Source organism: Agrobacterium sp. RC10-4-1 (genome assembly GCF_014138475.1).
Taxonomy (GTDB): Bacteria; Pseudomonadota; Alphaproteobacteria; order Rhizobiales; family Rhizobiaceae; genus Agrobacterium; species Agrobacterium pusense.
Window position 1 is genome coordinate 367,047 of the sequence record NZ_JACJIT010000005.1, and the last position, 16,644, is coordinate 383,690.

The window sequence follows — 16,644 nt, forward strand, 5'->3', positions numbered from 1 at the left end:
CATTTACGGCATATTGACAAACTAATTGCGTCCAATAAATACCGCGTACCGCCGTTTCCACGTGCGTGACAATCGATTCCACGCGCAGGAGCGCTGAACTTGGCAAAGCATGGCTATAACCGCATCGCGTACCGCGCGATCAAGATCGGTGGAAACATCGCCAAGGTCATTTTTTCCATCGATTTGTTCATCCGGCCCGGCAGGAGAAAAACGCTCCCGCAGCATCAGCCTGCCAGACGCAGCCCAAAAACGGAAAAAGCCATCCCTCGCATTATCTGGCAGACGAATTACTCCAATCGGGTCACGACGCCGATCTATGCGAATTTCCTGTTCAACCGCTGGCTGACGCCGGAATTCGAATATCGTTACCATGATGACGAGGCGTGTCAGGCCTATATCGACCGCCATTTTCCCGGACGTTATGCGGACGCCTTCCGTCGACTGCAGGTGGGCGCCGCCAAAGCGGATTTCTGGCGCATTCTCGTTCTTCTGCAGGAAGGCGGCATCTATCTGGATATTGATTCCAATTTTGCGGCCCGGCCCGAAGATGTGATCGATACGGATGAAGAAGCCGTTTTCATTGCCATGAAGAACGGCGAAATCACCAACTATTTCATGGCGTCGAAACCCGGCCACCCGGCGCTCAGGCTGATAGCCGATCGTATTGCCCGTAATATCGAAGAAGGGACGCTCGTCAGCGTCTATGACATGACGGGCCCAACCGTGGTGCATGCCGTCGTCAAGGAACTGGGGCTGCCGGTCCGCAACTACCGGGAAATTTGCACCCAGGGCCAATTCACCAACAAGCGCGCCCAATATGCCGACAAAAAAGACGGCGCATGGTGGGCAGAGCAGGCCAAGACGTCCATCGTCAAGACGTAGGACACCACACGCCTACGGACGGTGCAACATCGCGTTTACGCGAAGCCGTTGAAAAAACGGATGCTTTCCGCCACTGCACCGGGGACGACACCATTATGAGTTCCCGCCAGCAGTTTTTTGTCGACCCTGAAACCCGAGGTCAGGGCGCGGTCCACAAAAAGCTGGTGATCGGCGTCGAAAGGTCGTTCCTCCGTGCCGCGCAACAGCAGTGCCGGACATTTGAGGCTGGGGCCGAAACAGACGGAGGAGCGCATGATGAATTCGCGTTCGTCGGTTTCGTCGAAACAGATCTCCTCGCTATAGCGGTTGAAATAGCGCCATGAATTGACGCCAGCGGATATGGGGGCCGCAGCACGGAATTTACGGCTCATGGCTGCCAGAAGCGTGAGCGTGCCGCCGTTGGAATGGCCGGCGATGAAGAAGCGAGCTCTGTCAATGCCGGGAAGATTTTCAAGATAGGTGGCCGCCGCCAGCGCATCCGAGGTTTCGTCGTAGAAGCCTGAATAATTGCCGTTCTGGCCGTTTTCGCCACGAAAGGACGGTAGCAGCACAACGAAGCCCGCTTCCCAATATGGCTTCATCAGCGCCCAATGGCCATCCCCGGTGGCGTTGCCGCCATGCAGGAAGAGGACGGCCGGTTTCAGTGTTTTTGACGGCTGGTAGTGGGAGAGCCAGGCGACAAGTTCGATCGAGCCATCCGGCCCGCCACGATAGGTGACACGCTCCGCCCCGGGCGGTGTGCCAAGCGCCGAGGACTTCTCCGGCGCCGACATCTTGCGCAGCAGGTGGGTGTGGAAACGTCGGCGAGCCTCCGCATAATCCTGCCGTTCCAGCGGCAAGACTTCAGGTGTCGGAATGCCCGCTTTCACGGCGGGCGGCAGGACAAGCGCTGCTGACAGCCCCATTGCGCCAGCGAGCAATCCACGCCGCGTCATGCCCGGCGAGATCGTGCCGCTCTCTTCCCGTCCGAAGGGTGAGGAAAGAAAGCGTTTGTCTGCCATATGGTCACCTGACGAGGATGGTTGCATTAGCAGTTCAGCACTGCGGCGGAAGGCTGTCCAATCACGGATTCGCGAATGACAACAATGTATTCGCAGCCATCGTGGCAATTTCTGGACGTCGCCTCGCCCCGGCTGTGACGCCCATGGAAATAAACAGGCGATCGTGCCACCCTAGCCTTCCACACCGTCGATCATCGCCACCAGGGTTGAAAGCCTGTCGGCTTCGGCCGGCAACTTGTCGGCGCGCAGCCGGGCAATGCGGGGGAACCGCATGGCGACGCCGGATTTGTGGCGGGTAGAGCGGTTGATGCCTTCGAAGGCAACTTCAAGCACGAAACCGAAATCCGGTGTGGCCCGCACCGCCCGCACCGGGCCGAAACGCTCGACGGTATTGTCGCGCACGAACTTGTCCAGCACCTCCAGCTCCGCATCGGTGAAACCGAAATAAGCCTTTCCGACAGGCACGAGCTGTTCGCCGTCCTCCCCCTCCGCCCAGACACCGAAGGTGAAATCGGAATAATAGCTCGATCTTTTGCCGTGGCCACGCTGGGCATACATCATGACGGCGTCGATATTGTAAGGATCGCGTTTCCACTTGAACCAGGGGCCTTTAGCGCGCCCGGCCTGATAGGTGCTGTCGCGGCGCTTGATCATGACGCCCTCGATGACCGGATCGGGCGGTGCGGCGCGTAGCGTATCGAGTTCCTGCCAGCTGGAAAAGCCGATCAGCGGCGAGAGGTCGAAGCGGTCATGCGGTGCATGTTCGATAATGTCAGACAGCCGGCCGCGACGCTGCAGATAGGTCTGCGCGCGGATATCGCTCTCGCCGTCGAACAGCAGGTCATAGGCGCGGATAAAGGCGGGATAGTCGTCCAGCATCTTCGCCGTCACCGTCTTGCGGTTCAGTCGCTGCTGCAGGTCAGAAAAGGTTCGGGTGAGATTGTTGGACCGTGCCGTGCCGCCAATCAGCAGCTCACCATCCATCACACCTTCGAAATCGATCGCGTCAAGAACGTCAGGGAAGGCGCCTGAAATATCGTCGCCTGAACGGGAATAGAGTTTCCGTGTCCCACCGGCGCGGGACAATTGCACACGAATACCGTCCCATTTCCATTCGGCGGCGTAGTCGGCGGGGTCCAGCCCATCGAGGTCGCCATCCGCCACCGGCGTCGCCAGCATCACCGAATGGAAGATGGCGGGCGTTGCCAGCACCGGGCGGTCCGCCTTGCCCTCGAGCCATGCGAAAAGCGGCGTATAGGGCGGCGCCAGCCCGTGCCAAAGGGTTTCGATCTCGATGATGTCTTTCCCCGCAAAATCCGCCAGCGCCTGACGCGCCAGCCGGGCCGAAACACCGATGCGCAGGCTGCCGGTGGCAAGTTTGAGGAAAGCGAAACGAGAGGACGTATCGAGCCGATCCAGGAGATCACGCACCGCACCGCGCACCTCCGTACGGCCGAGCGAATTCATCAGTGTCACCACTTCACCAAGACGCGGATCCTGTGCCTCTGAATCGTCAGCACCACCGATATTGCCCCAGACCAGCGAAATGGTTTCGGCGAGATCGCCCACATAATCATAGGAATAGCGGAACAGAACCTCATCCATCCGCTCCAAGACCAGTTCGCGCAGCAGGGCCGGCTTGACGCTTTTGAGGTCCAGCGTGCCGGCAATGGCCGCCAGCCCGTAACCCCGGTCGGGATCGGGCGTATCGCGGAAATAATCGGTCAGCAGCTTCAGCTTGCCATTGCGCGACGGGGTGAGAACCAGGCGGTCAAGAAGAGTGGCGAAGGCTTTCATCTCAATCCCCCTCGTCCTCGTAACCAACGAGATGCAGTGGCTTGGCGGCGATGCCCTGCAATTCGCACCAGCGCACCAGCGCCTCCTCCCGGCCATGCGTGACCCAGACGGCCTGCGGGAAAATTTCCTTGATCGTCTCCAGCAGTTCCGGCCAGTCGCAATGGTCCGAGATCACCAGCGGCAATTCCACACCGCCCTGCTTTGCCCTCTGCCGCACCATCATCCAGCCGGACGCGAAGGCAATCAGTGGTTCGTTGAAGCGGCGCGCCCAGCGCTCCTGAAATGCCGAGGGCGGTCCGACGACAATCGCGCCCTTGAAGGCGGAAGGATCGCTTTTTTCCAGTGTTGCGGGCCTGAGATCACCGAGATCGATACCCTGCGAGACGTAATAATCGCAGAGCCGCGCCAGCGCACCGTGGATATAGATCGGCTCGGCATAACCATTATCGCGCAAGAGCCGGATGACCCGCTGCGCCTTGCCCAAAGAATAAGCCCCGACGAGATGGGTACGTTCGGGAAACTGTTTGATGGAGGTGAGCAGTTTGGCCGTTTCCACACGCGGCAGCGGATGGTGAAATACTGGCAGGCCGAAGGTGGCTTCGGTGATGAAGACATCGCAGGGCACCGTCTCGAAGGGGGCGCAGGTGGGGTCGATGCCACGCTTGTAGTCGCCGGATGCGACGATGCGCAGACCGTTCATTTCCACGGAAATCTGCGCCGAACCCAGAACATGGCCTGCCGGATGGAAACCGACGGTGACGCCGTTCACCTCCACCCTCTCGCCGAATGCGACCGCCTGCTCGCTGCCGCAGAAATCCTCACCATAACGGATGCGCATGATATCCAGCGTCTGGCGCGTGGCCAGCACCGCGCCATGGCCAGCGCGGGCGTGATCGGAATGACCATGGGTGATGAGCGCCCGCGCCACGGGCCGCACGGGATCGATATAAAAATCACCCGTCGGGCAATAAAGGCCCTTGGGCGTGGAATTCAGGAGCTGTTCCGGCTTCATGTTCATTGAGATAGGGCCGCCCGCGCGAATCTTAAGTGATGCGAGCATAACGCGGAACGCGCGTTAAATTTCCAATGGGCGCGTTTTTGTTTTGCGGTCGCCCCCCCTGTCATTTCGGCTTTGAGCCGGGACTGTATCGAGTTGTGGCCGCGGTTTGCACACAACATCAGCGCAAGACCGACTTAGAGGACAATCATGAGATTCGAGTTTGCAGAAACGTATCCGATCGGATACATTTTATGAACGATTTCGAGAAATCGGCAGAGTTCGACGAATGGCTGAAGGCTTTGAAAGATCGCACCGGAAAGGCGCGAATTCTTCATCGCCTTACCGCGGCCGAGCACGGGAATTTCGGCGACTGCGAGCCGGTCGGTGGGGGTGTTTCAGAAATGCGCATCCACTGTGGTCCGGGTTATCGGGTCTATTTCACACGCATTGGCAAGAGGGTGTATTTCCTTCTGGTCGGCGGAGACAAATCCTCGCAGAAGCGGGACATAAAGCGGGCAGTCGAGATGGCGCAAACAATAGGAAGGAATGACCGTGACGCAGTTTAGCAAATTCGATGTGTCGGACTACCTGAATAGCGATGAAGCCATGCTCGAATACCTGGCAGTGGCGATGGAAGACGAGAACCCCGACGTCTTCATCGCCGCCCTTGGCGCGGTCGCCAGAGCTCGCGGAATGTCGCATGTCGCGGATGCCGCAGGTCTCGGCCGGGAAAGTCTCTATAAGGCACTTAAGCCCGGTTCGAAGCTCCGCTACGAGACCGTGCAGAAAATCCTGCATTCGCTAGGCTTCCGACTGGCCGTCGAAAAGTCATCGAACGCCGCGTAAGGCGGCGTCCACACACCCACCTTCGCGCCCTACTCCCCCGCCGCCTCCGCCGGCTTCGCCTCAACCGCAGCCGGCAGCCGCACCGGTTTCAGCATCAGCGCCGCGGCAAGGCCGATGGCAGCGGTTGCCGTGGCCGCGAAGAACAGCGGCGTAAACGCATCCGAGTAGAGCGAGGCGACGGCGGCCTGGGAGGCTGCGGGCAGTTCAGAGAGTATTTTCGGCGTCAGTTCCTCGATCTTGCCGACACCTGGAATATCGACCGCGACACCTTTCAGGCTCGACGAGACGATGGCGCCATAGACAGAAATGGCAATCGCCGCGCCGCCCATGCGGGTCAGCGTTACCGCGCCGCTCGCCGCACCGATATCAGCTTTGGGTGCTGAATTCTGCACGCCGATGATCGGAGCCTGCTGGCCGAGGCCGACTGCGAAACCCTGCGCCAGCATCAGCACCGCGATCAGCCAAAGCGGCGTTCCCGCATGCATCTGCGTGAAGAGCAGCATGGCGATGACGTTGATTGTCAGGCCCGCAACCGAGAAGGGCTTGTAGACGCCGGTAATCGAAATCAGCCGTCCGGCCGAAAGCGAACCCATGACGATGCCGCCGGTGACCGCAATGAAGAACAGGCCGGCATGGGAGGGGGAAAGGCCGGTGGTCGTCTGCAGGAACAGGGCATAATAATTGACCATGCCGATGCCGATGCCGCCGCTGGTCAGCGAGACGATCATCAACAGCGGAAAGGTGCTGTCCTTGAAGAGACGCAGGGGCACCACCGGTTCCGGCGCGCGGCGCTCCACCTGCACCCAGAGGAAAGCGGCGATGACGGCGAAGGCGATGATGCCGAGGCTGGGGGCCGCGATGAGCGAGCCGAACAATTCGCTGCTGTCCGCCCAGAAGACCACGCTGGCAATGGTGGCCGCCAAGAGGACCGCACCGAGATAATCGATCTTCGGCTGGCGCGCCGGGCGTCGGTAAGGCAGCATCAGCGCCAGACCGGCAATAACGATGATGCCGAGCGGCAGATTGATCAGGAAAATCGACCGCCAGCCAAAGAGATCACTCATCGTGCCGCCGAGGATCGGGCCGACACTGCCCGATGCCATGATGGTGAGGCTGGAATAGCTCTGGTAACGGGCGCGTTCACGCGGTTCGAACAGATCCGCATTGACGGAAAAGATCGATACCATGATGCCGCCGCCGCCAAGGCCCTGCAACACGCGGGCAGCAATCAGACTGTCCATCGACCATGCCAGCCCGCAGGCGAGCGAACCAAGCGTGAAGATGACGACCGCCGCGATCATCACATATTTCCGGCCGAACAGATCGCCGAGCTTGCCATAGACAGGCATGACCGCGCTGGTCGCCAGCAGATAGGCAGAGCCGATCCAGCCGAAACGCTCCAGCGCGCCGAATTCACCGACGATGGTGGGCAGTGCCGTCGATACGATCTGGTTATCGAGGGTCGCCATGAACATGGCCAGCATCAGAAACAGAAAGACGATGAGCCTGCGGCGATGATCCGACACAAGCGGCGCCACGGGGGCGGTGGACATATCCATGAAAAATCTCGTTGGCTTCAGGCAGATTTGCTGCGACAATTTGTGTGCTATCAGCATATATATGTCAATGGCAAGTTTTTGACATCTGTGCTATTGCCGCTAAACGTGATCGGAAAACAGCATCGAAAGGGACGATGAAGCGTGGCGACTGAGGAAAACTGGAACGAGGATCTGCCCGAGGACATCAAGCGGATCGGCAATACGATGACGCGCATGCGCATCATGATCGGCCGCCGCATCATCGGCCGCATGGCGCTTGCCAGGCTCGCTCCAGGTCTCGAACTTTCCCATATCGACGTGCTCGACATTCTACGCCGGGCGGAGGGCGATGTGACCGTGGGCGCGATTGCCGAGGGCATGCGTATCGATCCCTCACGCGGCAGCCGGGTTGTGGCCGATATGGTCGGGAGAGGGCTGCTGAAACGCGGCGTTTCCCAGCAAGACGCCCGCCGCAGCATCGTAGAGATCACCCCGCTCGGCACCAGTCTCTTGCAGGAAATGCGTCGGACGAAGATGAGCGTCATCGAGGACGTGATGGATGGCTGGCCGGCGGAGGATGTGGAGACATTCGCCCGGCTGTTCGAGCGGTTCATCGACCGTTTCGAATGCCGGCTCTCGCCCGATACAGACCTCCTGCCGGATCAGAAAAAATCATAGTTGGCGCTGCGATCCACAGCTTCACTTTAGGAGGGCTTGACCGTAACTTGCCGCCATCTGACAGGTTGAAGGGGTAATTTCGATGTTGACGATTTACGGTGTCTACCGTTCCCGCGCCACACGCACATTATGGCTGGCGGGCGAACTCGGCATAGAATTCAAGCACGTGCCTGTGATACAGGCCCGCCGTCTTGCCGATCCGCTGGCTGCGGATGCGCCGCTCAACACGCTGTCTCCGGACTTCCTGGCCGTCAACCCGATGGGCACCATTCCCTGCATCGAGGATGACGGCATGGTGCTTTACGAATCCATGGCCATCAATCTCTACCTCGCCCGCAAATATGGCGGACCGCTTGCGCCGATCGATCTGAAGGAAGATGCGGCGATGCTGCAATGGTCCTTCTTTGCCGCGACCGAAGTGGAGACGAATTCGCTGAAGATTTCCTCCGCCATCGCCGAAGGCCTGTCGGAAAGTGATAGCGGCAAGGCCGTGATCGATGTTGCCAGCCGCCTGCTGAAGCGCCCCTTCCGGGTGCTGGAGCAGCATCTTTCCAGTCATGATTATCTGGTGGGCGATCGCTTTACCGTCGCCGATCTCAACGCGGCGGAAATCGTTCGTTACGCACAGGGCCACAAGCCGCTGTTCGACGCCCATCCGGCTCTGAAGGCCTGGCTGGATCGTTGCCAGGCCCGCACGGCGTTCAAGACGATGTGGGATACGCGCGCGGCCGAGGCGGCTTGAGTCAAGACGCCAAGTTGCGATAGCTGGCAGACCAGCCTCCACACTCAACGTCATGCTCGGGCTTGTCCCGAGCATCTGCGACCTCTGGATTTACGAGACGTGATTAGATCCTCGGGACAAGCCCGAGGATGACGAAGTGAGCCTTTCAGCCTCTCAGCCCCTCTCCCCCGCGAGCGCCCGTTGGACCGCCGGGCGGTCGTTCATGCGGCGGAAGTGGTCGTGCACCTTGGGGAAACGGGCAATATCCACGCCGTCGCTTTCCAGCCATCCGGACATGACGAAAAGATAGGGATCGGCCACGGAATAGGCAGTGCCGAGAACCCATGGGCCACGCAGCATGCCGTGCTCGATCAGTTCGAAGCATTCACCCATGGTCTGCGGCACTTTCGCCTTCATATCCTCAAGCGAGCTATCCTTGCTCGCCCAGCGACTGCCGCGCCGGCCGTGGGCATGGGCGACATGCACCGTCGAAGAAATGAAAGCGTTGAAGGACTGCATCAACGCGAATTCGAAGGGATCGTCGAGCGGCGCGAGTTTCTTCTCGGGCGCCATCTGGGCGATGAAGGCGAGGATGGCCGGCGTCTCCGTCAGCACGCCGCTTTCCGTCGCCAGCGCCGGCACGCGGCCCTTGGGATTGATCTTTAAAAATGCCTCGGAGCGTTGCTCGCCTTCCGCGAAATTGACGCGGTGGGCCTTGTAAGGCAGGCCCGATTCCTCCAGCACAATATGGCTGGCGCGGGAGCAGGAACCGGGGGAGAAAAACAATGTGAACATGGATATGCGACCTCCAAAGCAATGAAGCGCCCGCTTCTTCCTCATGCGGACACCGCCCCGCGAGGGCCATGGGGTGGCCGTCACGTGCGGGGCGCGTCATCATCGTGCCGGCAAACGGCCGCGTCAAAGGTTATTTAGAGACCGACGACCCTGATATCGCCGACATGGATGCCGTTCCAATTGCGCATCTGCCGGTTCGCCATGCCGCTCAGCGCCTGTTGTTCGGCGCTGCCTTCATCGAAATAGCGGGCGAGCAATGCCGAAACCATGGCTTCCGCCGCACGCGTCGTGCCGTCTTCGCATTTCACCGCCATAGCGATGCCCTTTTCCGGCAGGGCCGCGACGAAGACGCCCTCCGCGCCGGTCTTGGCGAAAATCTTGCCCGGCGCGATCTGCATCAGCTTCGTGCAGGCGCGGCCGGTGCCTGCCACATAGAAGGGTTCTGCCATGCAGGCCTCCACGAGCCGGCGCGAGGCGCTCGCCCGGCCGGCTTCCAGCCCCCTGCCCGTCGCCATCTTTGCGAAACCATGTGCCAGCCCTTTGAGCGGCACCGCATAGGTCGGGATGGAGCAGCCGTCCACGCCGCAATTGTCGTGACCCAGCGCAGCACCCGTCAGGCTCTCCATCGTCGCGCGGATTTCCTGCTGCAGCGGGTGGTCATAACCGACATAGCCCTTGGGGTCCGTTCCGGTATGACAGCAGGCGCAGATGAAGCCTGAATGTTTACCGGAGCAATTATTGTGAAGCGCCGTCGGCTTTTCCAGCGTGCGGGCCTGATGGATGATGGTTTTCTGGTCGGAGGACCAGTGCGCGCCGCATTCCAGCGTATCCACATCCCTGCCCGCCTTGGCGAGCATAGAAGCGGCAAGTTCCACATGTGCGTCCTCGCCGGAATGAGAAGAACAGGCAAGCGCCAGCTCGCGGCTGCCGAAACCATAGGCGTCCGCGGCACCGCTTTCCACCAGCGGCAGGGCCTGCATGGCCTTGCAGGCCGAACGCGGGAAGATGCCACGTTCCAGATCTCCCGTGGAAAACAGCACGCCGCCATCGCCATCCACCACTACCGCAAGGCCCCTGTGGCGGCTTTCCACGAGATTGCCCCTGACGACTTCGACGGTAACGGAATTGTTCATTCTCTCAGCCTCAAAAAATTCTGATTTTATGTTGTTGATACCGCAATTGATTTTTCGATGCACGGGGCCATCAGTGAAATTTGCAAAACGTCTGTTACTGGCGATTGCCATCATCTATCTGCTGCCGGCACTGGCATCGGCCGGACTGTGGGCCATGAAGGACCATCCGCGCGGCTGGAATGCCGCCAGATGGTCATCGTCAGGCATGCTGCCGGCGGCTTCGAGCGACGGGCAAGCCGCCGTCTACGTCTTTTCCGCCATGACCGGCGGCTTCAAGGGCTCGGTTGCCAGCCACGCCTGGGTCGTGCTGAAAAAGCCGGGCGCTACGAGCTATGACCGTTATGACAAAGTGGGCTGGGGCACGCCGATCCGCCACAATGGATATGCGGCGGACGCCTATTGGTATTCCAACATGCCGCGCCAGGTGGTGGCCATTCACGGCGTAGAGGCGGAAAAGCTGATCCCCAAGATCGAAAAGGCGATTGCCGACTATCCCTATGGCAAGCCGGGCGGCTATCGCATCTATCCCGGCCCGAACTCCAACACCTTCGTCGCCCATGTGCTGCGCAGCGTGCCCGAACTCGGCGTCGTGTTGCCGCCGGACGCGGTCGGCCGCGACTATCTGCCGGACGGTGCATTTTACCACGTCGCCGACGACTGGAAGGATGCGAGCGTTTCGCTCGGTGGCCTGTTCGGCATTTCGGCGGGTGCGCGCAGCGGCTTCGAGATCAACTTCCTCGGTCTCGTGGCCGGCATCGATCTCGCCCGGCCGGGCGTGAAGATACCGGGGCTCGGTTATTTCGGCGTGGCGGGCATCAGGGCTTGAGCCATCACGTTTCAGTGGCCTGAGCGGCGCGTCTGGCGCGGATGCTCTGGGCGATGAAGACCCGTGACAGGCCGTGATAAAGCGGTTCGCGAGAAAAGAGCCGAGACGTCAGATATCCCAGCATCGATGCGGCCATGATGGGTATGACGCCTTCATGATTGCCGGTCATTTCGAGGATGATGACGAAGGCCGTCATCGGAGCCTGCACAACGCCGGCAAAATAACCCGCCATGCCGACGATGGCGCCAAGGCCGATGCTGGTGCCGAGCAAGCTCGCCATGGTGCTGCCGAAACCCGCACCGACCGACAGAGACGGCGCGAAAATGCCGCCGGGGATGCCCGACATCATGGCAAGGAAAGTCGCCGCCAGTTTTTCGATGAAGAAGAAGGACGGTGCGGCTTGCCCCTCTATCGCCGCACGGGCCTGTTCGTAACCGGTTCCGAATGTCGCGCCGCCTGTTGCGATGCCGAGGACGGCGGAAGCAAGGCCGCAGGCGGCGGCAACCGCCAGCATTCGCTTCAGGGGCATCTTCTGGGCGAAACGACGGATACGCGCGGAGAGCCGCAACGCCCCGGCACTGAACAGCGCGCCAAATGCACCACCGCCGACGCCGCAGACAAGCACCAGCAGCCAGTCCATCGTCGTTTTCGCCATGACGGAGCTGGTGCCGAAATAGGTATAGCTGCCGACCAGAGCCAGCGATGCAAGGCCCGACAGGATGACGGCCGTCAGCACAAGGCCGTTGGCGCGGGATTCATAAGTCTTACTCATCTCCTCGATGGCAAAGACGATGCCTGCGAGCGGTGTGTTGAAGGCCGCCGCAATGCCCGCGGCCGAACCGGCTAGGATGAGACCCTTGGCCTGCGCCATGCCGCCCCAGCGAGCGGCCTGCAGCATGATCGAGGCCCCCACCTGAACCGTCGGCCCCTCACGGCCAATCGACGCGCCGGAGAGCAGACCGGCGACGGTGAGCACCACCTTGCCAAAAGCAAGCTTCAGCGACAGAAGCCGCGAACGATCCGCATCATCCCGCAGGTGCCGGGCGGCGATGGCCTGCGGAATGCCGCTACCGCCGGCATTGGGGAAAACCGTGATCGCGAGCCAGGCGCAGAGCGTAAAGCCGAGCGGCGTGATGATGAGCGGCAGCAGAAACGCCCATTCGCCTGAGGACGTGGCCGCGAAGAAGAGGTGCTGGGCGCGATCCGCTGCCCAAGCGAAACCGACGCTGATAAGGCCAACTGCAATAGCGCCAATCCAGAAAACCGCCCTTGGCTTCCAAATCCGCCATGAACCCCAGACAACACGGGAACGGCGGAGCATTTTCAGCTTCTTATAATCGACGGGCATGGGGATCCAGATCAGTGATTTCAGTCATTGTCGGGCGGGAGGCCCTTTTATCGGCCTGCCAGCCGGCGATTGCAAGTTTTGCATTTGACTCGTTGCGACAGATGGCAGATGCTGTGCATCGCAAATGCAACGCATGGAGAGACAAGATGAAAACCGCAACTTTGCCTTCGCTGCGTGTAACGGCGGATTTCCGCGAAGCGGCAGAAAGCGTTCTGAAGGACGGCGAGACGCTATCGTCATTTGTCGAGGATTCGGTCCGCAGGGAAGTTGAAATCCGCAAGTCACAGGCAGATTTTATTGCCCGCGGGCTGGCGGCACGTGAAGAAGCCAAAAAAACGGGTGTTTATCACAGGGCGGAAGACGTTCTTGCTGAACTAAAAACTATGCTTGACGCGAAGCTCGCTGAAGACGACGACAAGTGACGTATCAGGTTTTTCTCGCCGACAGAGCGCGCGACAACATAACGCGCCTATATTCTCATCTCCTTCACCGTGACAAACATGCGGCTAAGCGAGCCTATAGGGCAATCGAAAAAGGAATAGCCGCACTGGCGGATTTTCCAATGAGTTGCAGGAAAATTGATGCGGACAACCCGTTTCTGCGTGAGTTTCTTATTCCGTTCGGTTCATCAGGCTACGTCATTCTCTTTGAAATAGAGAATGCTGAAAAGGTAACAATCCTCGCGATCCGCCACCAGCGCGAGGATGATTATCATTGACCCTCACCGGTCGCTGACTGCCGCTCGCGGGTTTACCCACGGTTCCTGATTAGAGCGCGGCAGTGGGGTTTTGCCGAGAATGTGGTCCGCGGCCTTTTCGCCCGTCATGATGGAGGGGCCGTTCAGGTTACCATAGGTCACGTGCGGGAAGATCGAGCTGTCTGCGACGCGCAGGCCGTCGACACCGATCACGCGGCATTCGGGATCGACAACCGCCATCGGGTCGTTTCTGTCGCCCATGCGGCAGGTGCCGCAGGGGTGGTAAGCGCTTTCCAGATGGTCGCGCAGGAAGGCATCGATCTGCTCATCGGTCTCGATATTTTCACCGGGCTGGATTTCCGGGCCACGGAATTCGTCGAATGCTTTCTGGCCAAAAATTTCGCGCGTGAGGCGCACGCAGTGGCGGAATTTCTCCCAATCCTCGGGGTGGCTCATATAGTTGAAACGAATGACCGGCTCATCTGAGGGATCCGCGGAGCGCAAGGTGACGTTGCCGCGCGATTTCGACAGGTTGTAGCCGACATGCGCCTGAAAACCATGGCTTTTCGCCGCCGCCTTGCCGTCATAGGAGATGGCGACGGGCAAGAAATGATACTGGATGTCAGGTTGCTTGAGCCCGGGGGCGGAGCGCAGGAAGGCGCAGGCCTCGAACTGGTTGGAAGCACCGAGGCCGCCTTTCGACAGCAGCCATTGCGCACCGGCCACACCCTGCCAGAACCACGGAAGCCACGAATAAAGCGAGACCGGCTTGGTGGAGACCTGCTGGAAATAAAACTCCATATGGTCCTGGAGATTTGCGCCGACGCCGGGGCGATCCGCCTTCACCTCAATGCCCATGTGTTTCAGATGGGCGGCGGGGCCGATGCCCGAGAGCATCAGCAGCTTCGGCGAATTGAAGGAGGAGGCCGAAACGATGACCTCGCGACCGGCCTGGATGGTCTCCACCACACCCCTGCGCTCGATCTCGACTCCCACGGCGCGGCCGTTCTCGATGACGATCTTGCGGGCAAAACCGTTGACCAGCGTGACATTGCCTCGCTTCAGCGCCGGTTTGAGATAGGCATTGGCGGCGGACCAGCGACGGCCATTGTGAATGGTCTGCTCCATCAGGCCGAAACCTTCCTGTTTGGAGCCGTTATAGTCATCCGTCAGTTCAAACCCCGCTTGGGCGCCGGCCTGAATGAAGGCGTGAAACAGGGGGTTGTTGACCGGCCCGCGCTGCACATGCAGCGGCCCATCCGTGCCACGCCAGCCTTCCTCGCCGCCATGGCTGTGTTCCATGCGCTTGAAATAAGGCAGCACATCCGCATAGGCCCAGCCCTGCGCGCCGAGCTCTTCCCAGCGATTGAAATCCTCGGCATGGCCGCGCACGTAAACGAGGCCGTTAATGGAGGAGGAGCCGCCGATGACCTTGCCACGCGGGGCGGTGATGCGGCGATTATTGAGGTTCGGTTCTGGCTCGGACAGGTAACCCCAATTGTAGCGCTTCATGCTCATCGGCCAGGCCAATGCGGCAGGCATCTGGATGAACGGGCCGAAATCGGAACCGCCGGCCTCAATGACGATGACGGAATAGCGACCATCTTCCGACAGGCGGTAGGCGATGGCGGACCCTGCGGAGCCGGAGCCGACGATGACGTAATCTGCTTGCATTGGTTGCTCCACTTGGGGCTTCGGTTCCGATGAATGTATTGGGGTGGGTTCACCCCCCTCTGCCCTGCCGGGCATCTCCTCCTCAAGGGGGGAGATCGACTCGTGGTTGGATTCAGCCCATCTCAACGTTTGCGAATGGAGCGGTGGTAGCGCCGCTTGCCGATCTCCCCCCCTTGAGGGGGAGATGCCCGGCAGGACAGAGGGGGTGAACTTACCCACTGAACCTCAATAAGGCGCGTCCACCTTCCCCGTGCTCACATAAACCGTCTTCAACTCGCTATAATGCTCCAGCGCCGCCGCCGAATTCTCGCGGCCGAAGCCGGATTGTTTCGAGCCGCCGAAGGGGATTTCCACCGGGCAGAGATTGTACGTATTGATCCACAGCGTGCCCGCCTCCAGCTGATCCACCACGCGGTGGGCGCGGGCGAGATCGGCGGTAAAGACGCCGCCGGCCAGCCCGAATTCGGTGGCGTTGGCGCGGGCAAGAACCTCGTCTTCATCCTCGAAATCCAGCACGCACATGACGGGCCCGAAGATTTCCTCGCGGGCGATCGTCATGTCGTCGGTCACGTCAGCGAACACGGTGGGCTGAACGTAGGCGCCCTCACCCGCGACATTGTTGGGGATGCCGCCGCCGGTGATGAGCGTCGCACCTTCCGCCTTGCCCTTTTCGATATAACCGAGAACCTTCTCCTGCTGGGCCTTGGAGACCAGCGGGCCGAGATGGGTGGCGTAATCGAGGGGATCGCCGAGGATCATCGCTTCCGTGCGGCTTTTCAGGTTGTCGAGGAAGCGCGCCTTCGCCTTCTTCTGCACGAAAACGCGCGTGCCGTTGGAGCAGACCTGACCGGAGGAATAGAAATTGCCAAGCATTGCGCCGCCGACGGCGCTTTCGATATCGGCGTCGTCGAAGACGATCAGCGGCGACTTGCCGCCGAGTTCCATGGTGACATGCTTCAAATGCCCGGCGGCGGCAGCGGCCACCTTGCGGCCGGTCGGCACAGAGCCGGTAAGCGAGACCTTCGCCACATCCGGGTGATTAACGAGCAGCGGCCCCGTATCACGATCCCCCTGAATGACATTGAACAAGCCTTTGGGCAGACCCGCTTCGATAAGGATTTCAGCAATCTTCAGCGCGCCGAGCGGGGTGTTTTCAGAAGGCTTGAAGACCATGGCATTGCCGGCGACGAGCGCAGGCGCGGCCTTCCAGCAGGCGATCTGCTGCGGATAGTTCCACGCGCCGATACCGACGCAGACGCCGAGCGGCACACGTTTCGTATAGGCGAAATCGCCGCCGAGCGGGATGTAATCGCCATTCAATGCGGAAGGGGCGATACCGCCGAAAAATTCGAAGGCATCCGCACCCGAGGTCGGATCGGCGACGATGGTTTCCTGAATGGGCTTGCCGGTATCCAGCGTTTCCAGCGTCGAAAGCGCCTCATTGCGTTCGCGCATGATATCGGCGGCGCGTTTGAGGATGCGTCCCCGCGCCATGGGGCTCATTGCCGCCCATTCCTTCTGGGCGCGCTTGGCCGAGGCGATGGCACGCTCGACAATCGCCGGCGTTGCGGCGTGAAGCCGGGCGATGATCTCGCCGGTTGCGGGGAAGATGCTGTCGAACGGCGTGCCTGTATTATCCTCGACATAATCGCCGTCGATGAAATGCGAGGCTTTCGGCTGCGCCCTGAGTGGCGTGGCGATGGTCATG

17 protein-coding genes are annotated in these 16,644 nt (G+C 60.4%); 8 read left to right on the top strand and 9 right to left on the bottom strand.

From position 1 onward, the window contains the following. Window positions 1-99: 99 nt before the first annotated feature. Entirely contained in the window at window positions 100-882 is a 783-nt protein-coding gene (locus FHW77_RS16280) for a glycosyltransferase family 32 protein (RefSeq protein ID WP_004440500.1), read from the top strand. A 35-nt stretch (window positions 883-917) separates the two neighbouring features. On the opposite strand, the gene FHW77_RS16285 is transcribed toward FHW77_RS16280, so the two are convergent. The 3 genes from FHW77_RS16285 to FHW77_RS16295 form a co-directional block, all read right to left on the bottom strand. Then, window positions 918-1,883: an alpha/beta hydrolase family protein gene (locus tag FHW77_RS16285; protein ID WP_034495910.1), complete on the bottom strand. Its 966-nt coding sequence runs from the start codon at window positions 1,881-1,883 to the stop codon at window positions 918-920. Window positions 1,884-2,054: 171 nt separating this feature from the next. Next, window positions 2,055-3,680: a cisplatin damage response ATP-dependent DNA ligase gene (locus tag FHW77_RS16290; RefSeq protein WP_004440496.1), complete on the bottom strand. Its 1,626-nt coding sequence runs from the start codon at window positions 3,678-3,680 to the stop codon at window positions 2,055-2,057. Window position 3,681: 1 nt separating this feature from the next. Then, on the bottom strand, window positions 3,682-4,692 hold the full coding sequence (locus FHW77_RS16295; RefSeq protein WP_034496274.1) for a ligase-associated DNA damage response exonuclease: 1,011 nt from the start codon (window positions 4,690-4,692) through the stop codon (window positions 3,682-3,684). A 239-nt stretch (window positions 4,693-4,931) separates the two neighbouring features. Here FHW77_RS16295 and FHW77_RS16300 point away from each other — a divergent pair, with 239 nt between their 5' ends. After that, window positions 4,932-5,246 (top strand): type II toxin-antitoxin system RelE/ParE family toxin, encoded by a 315-nt coding sequence (locus tag FHW77_RS16300; RefSeq protein WP_004440489.1) that lies wholly within the window; start codon window positions 4,932-4,934, stop codon window positions 5,244-5,246. After that, a complete protein-coding gene (locus FHW77_RS16305) occupies window positions 5,227-5,526 on the top strand; it encodes an addiction module antidote protein (protein ID WP_004440487.1) in 300 nt (99 codons plus the stop codon). Before FHW77_RS16300 ends, FHW77_RS16305 begins: the two co-directional genes overlap by 20 nt. Before the next feature lie 29 nt (window positions 5,527-5,555). Here the strand turns inward: FHW77_RS16305 and FHW77_RS16310 are convergent, their stop codons facing one another. Then, window positions 5,556-7,085 carry an MDR family MFS transporter gene (locus tag FHW77_RS16310; RefSeq protein WP_004440486.1) on the bottom strand — a complete coding sequence of 510 codons (1,530 nt, stop codon included), beginning with the start codon at window positions 7,083-7,085 and terminating at the stop codon, window positions 5,556-5,558. Window positions 7,086-7,226: 141 nt separating this feature from the next. Between FHW77_RS16310 and FHW77_RS16315 the strand changes: the two genes are divergently transcribed. After that, window positions 7,227-7,742, top strand: coding sequence for a MarR family winged helix-turn-helix transcriptional regulator (locus FHW77_RS16315; protein ID WP_004440484.1), 516 nt, complete (start codon window positions 7,227-7,229; stop codon window positions 7,740-7,742). A gap of 82 nt (window positions 7,743-7,824) precedes the next feature. After that, a complete protein-coding gene (locus FHW77_RS16320) occupies window positions 7,825-8,484 on the top strand; it encodes a glutathione S-transferase family protein (RefSeq protein ID WP_004440482.1) in 660 nt (219 codons plus the stop codon). Between the two features lie 153 nt (window positions 8,485-8,637). Here the strand turns inward: FHW77_RS16320 and FHW77_RS16325 are convergent, their stop codons facing one another. Continuing rightward, window positions 8,638-9,258 carry a glutathione S-transferase family protein gene (locus FHW77_RS16325; RefSeq protein ID WP_004440479.1) on the bottom strand — a complete coding sequence of 207 codons (621 nt, stop codon included), beginning with the start codon at window positions 9,256-9,258 and terminating at the stop codon, window positions 8,638-8,640. A gap of 134 nt (window positions 9,259-9,392) precedes the next feature. After that, on the bottom strand, window positions 9,393-10,391 hold the full coding sequence (locus FHW77_RS16330; RefSeq protein ID WP_004440476.1) for an asparaginase: 999 nt from the start codon (window positions 10,389-10,391) through the stop codon (window positions 9,393-9,395). Between the two features lie 73 nt (window positions 10,392-10,464). Here FHW77_RS16330 and FHW77_RS16335 point away from each other — a divergent pair, with 73 nt between their 5' ends. Then, the gene (locus FHW77_RS16335) at window positions 10,465-11,217 is read left to right on the top strand and encodes a DUF3750 domain-containing protein (RefSeq protein ID WP_034495912.1); all 753 of its coding nucleotides are present in this window, start codon (window positions 10,465-10,467) and stop codon (window positions 11,215-11,217) included. Window positions 11,218-11,221: 4 nt separating this feature from the next. Here the strand turns inward: FHW77_RS16335 and FHW77_RS16340 are convergent, their stop codons facing one another. Further along, window positions 11,222-12,565, bottom strand: a complete 1,344-nt coding sequence (locus tag FHW77_RS16340) for a chloride channel protein (RefSeq protein WP_034495915.1) — start codon at window positions 12,563-12,565, stop codon at window positions 11,222-11,224. Window positions 12,566-12,711: 146 nt separating this feature from the next. Between FHW77_RS16340 and FHW77_RS16345 the strand changes: the two genes are divergently transcribed. Together FHW77_RS16345 and FHW77_RS16350 are read left to right on the top strand one after the other, a co-directional pair. Further along, entirely contained in the window at window positions 12,712-12,987 is a 276-nt protein-coding gene (locus FHW77_RS16345; protein WP_004440470.1) for a YlcI/YnfO family protein, read from the top strand. Next, window positions 12,984-13,283 carry a type II toxin-antitoxin system RelE/ParE family toxin gene (locus tag FHW77_RS16350; protein WP_004440468.1) on the top strand — a complete coding sequence of 100 codons (300 nt, stop codon included), beginning with the start codon at window positions 12,984-12,986 and terminating at the stop codon, window positions 13,281-13,283. The genes FHW77_RS16345 and FHW77_RS16350 overlap by 4 nt, the downstream gene beginning before the upstream one ends. A 3-nt stretch (window positions 13,284-13,286) precedes the next feature. Here FHW77_RS16350 and betA read toward each other — a convergent pair whose 3' ends face one another. Both betA and betB read right to left on the bottom strand, forming a co-directional pair. After that, window positions 13,287-14,936, bottom strand: coding sequence for a choline dehydrogenase (gene betA, locus FHW77_RS16355; protein WP_004440466.1), 1,650 nt, complete (start codon window positions 14,934-14,936; stop codon window positions 13,287-13,289). Window positions 14,937-15,161: 225 nt separating this feature from the next. After that, window positions 15,162-16,643, bottom strand: a complete 1,482-nt coding sequence (betB, locus tag FHW77_RS16360) for a betaine-aldehyde dehydrogenase (RefSeq protein ID WP_004440464.1) — start codon at window positions 16,641-16,643, stop codon at window positions 15,162-15,164. Window position 16,644: the final 1 nt, after the last annotated feature.

Coding starts and splice junctions, on each gene's coding strand:
- FHW77_RS16285 (WP_034495910.1), bottom strand. CDS start 1,883: ATGGCAGACAAACGCTTTCTTTCCTCACCCTTCGGACGGGAAGAGAGC.
- FHW77_RS16290 (WP_004440496.1), bottom strand. CDS start 3,680: ATGAAAGCCTTCGCCACTCTTCTTGACCGCCTGGTTCTCACCCCGTCG.
- FHW77_RS16295 (WP_034496274.1), bottom strand. CDS start 4,692: ATGAAGCCGGAACAGCTCCTGAATTCCACGCCCAAGGGCCTTTATTGC.
- FHW77_RS16300 (WP_004440489.1), top strand. CDS start 4,932: ATGAACGATTTCGAGAAATCGGCAGAGTTCGACGAATGGCTGAAGGCT.
- FHW77_RS16305 (WP_004440487.1), top strand. CDS start 5,227: ATGACCGTGACGCAGTTTAGCAAATTCGATGTGTCGGACTACCTGAAT.
- FHW77_RS16310 (WP_004440486.1), bottom strand. CDS start 7,085: ATGGATATGTCCACCGCCCCCGTGGCGCCGCTTGTGTCGGATCATCGC.
- FHW77_RS16320 (WP_004440482.1), top strand. CDS start 7,825: ATGTTGACGATTTACGGTGTCTACCGTTCCCGCGCCACACGCACATTA.
- FHW77_RS16325 (WP_004440479.1), bottom strand. CDS start 9,258: ATGTTCACATTGTTTTTCTCCCCCGGTTCCTGCTCCCGCGCCAGCCAT.
- FHW77_RS16330 (WP_004440476.1), bottom strand. CDS start 10,391: ATGAACAATTCCGTTACCGTCGAAGTCGTCAGGGGCAATCTCGTGGAA.
- FHW77_RS16340 (WP_034495915.1), bottom strand. CDS start 12,565: ATGCCCGTCGATTATAAGAAGCTGAAAATGCTCCGCCGTTCCCGTGTT.
- FHW77_RS16345 (WP_004440470.1), top strand. CDS start 12,712: ATGAAAACCGCAACTTTGCCTTCGCTGCGTGTAACGGCGGATTTCCGC.
- betA (WP_004440466.1), bottom strand. CDS start 14,936: ATGCAAGCAGATTACGTCATCGTCGGCTCCGGCTCCGCAGGGTCCGCC.
- betB (WP_004440464.1), bottom strand. CDS start 16,643: ATGACCATCGCCACGCCACTCAGGGCGCAGCCGAAAGCCTCGCATTTC.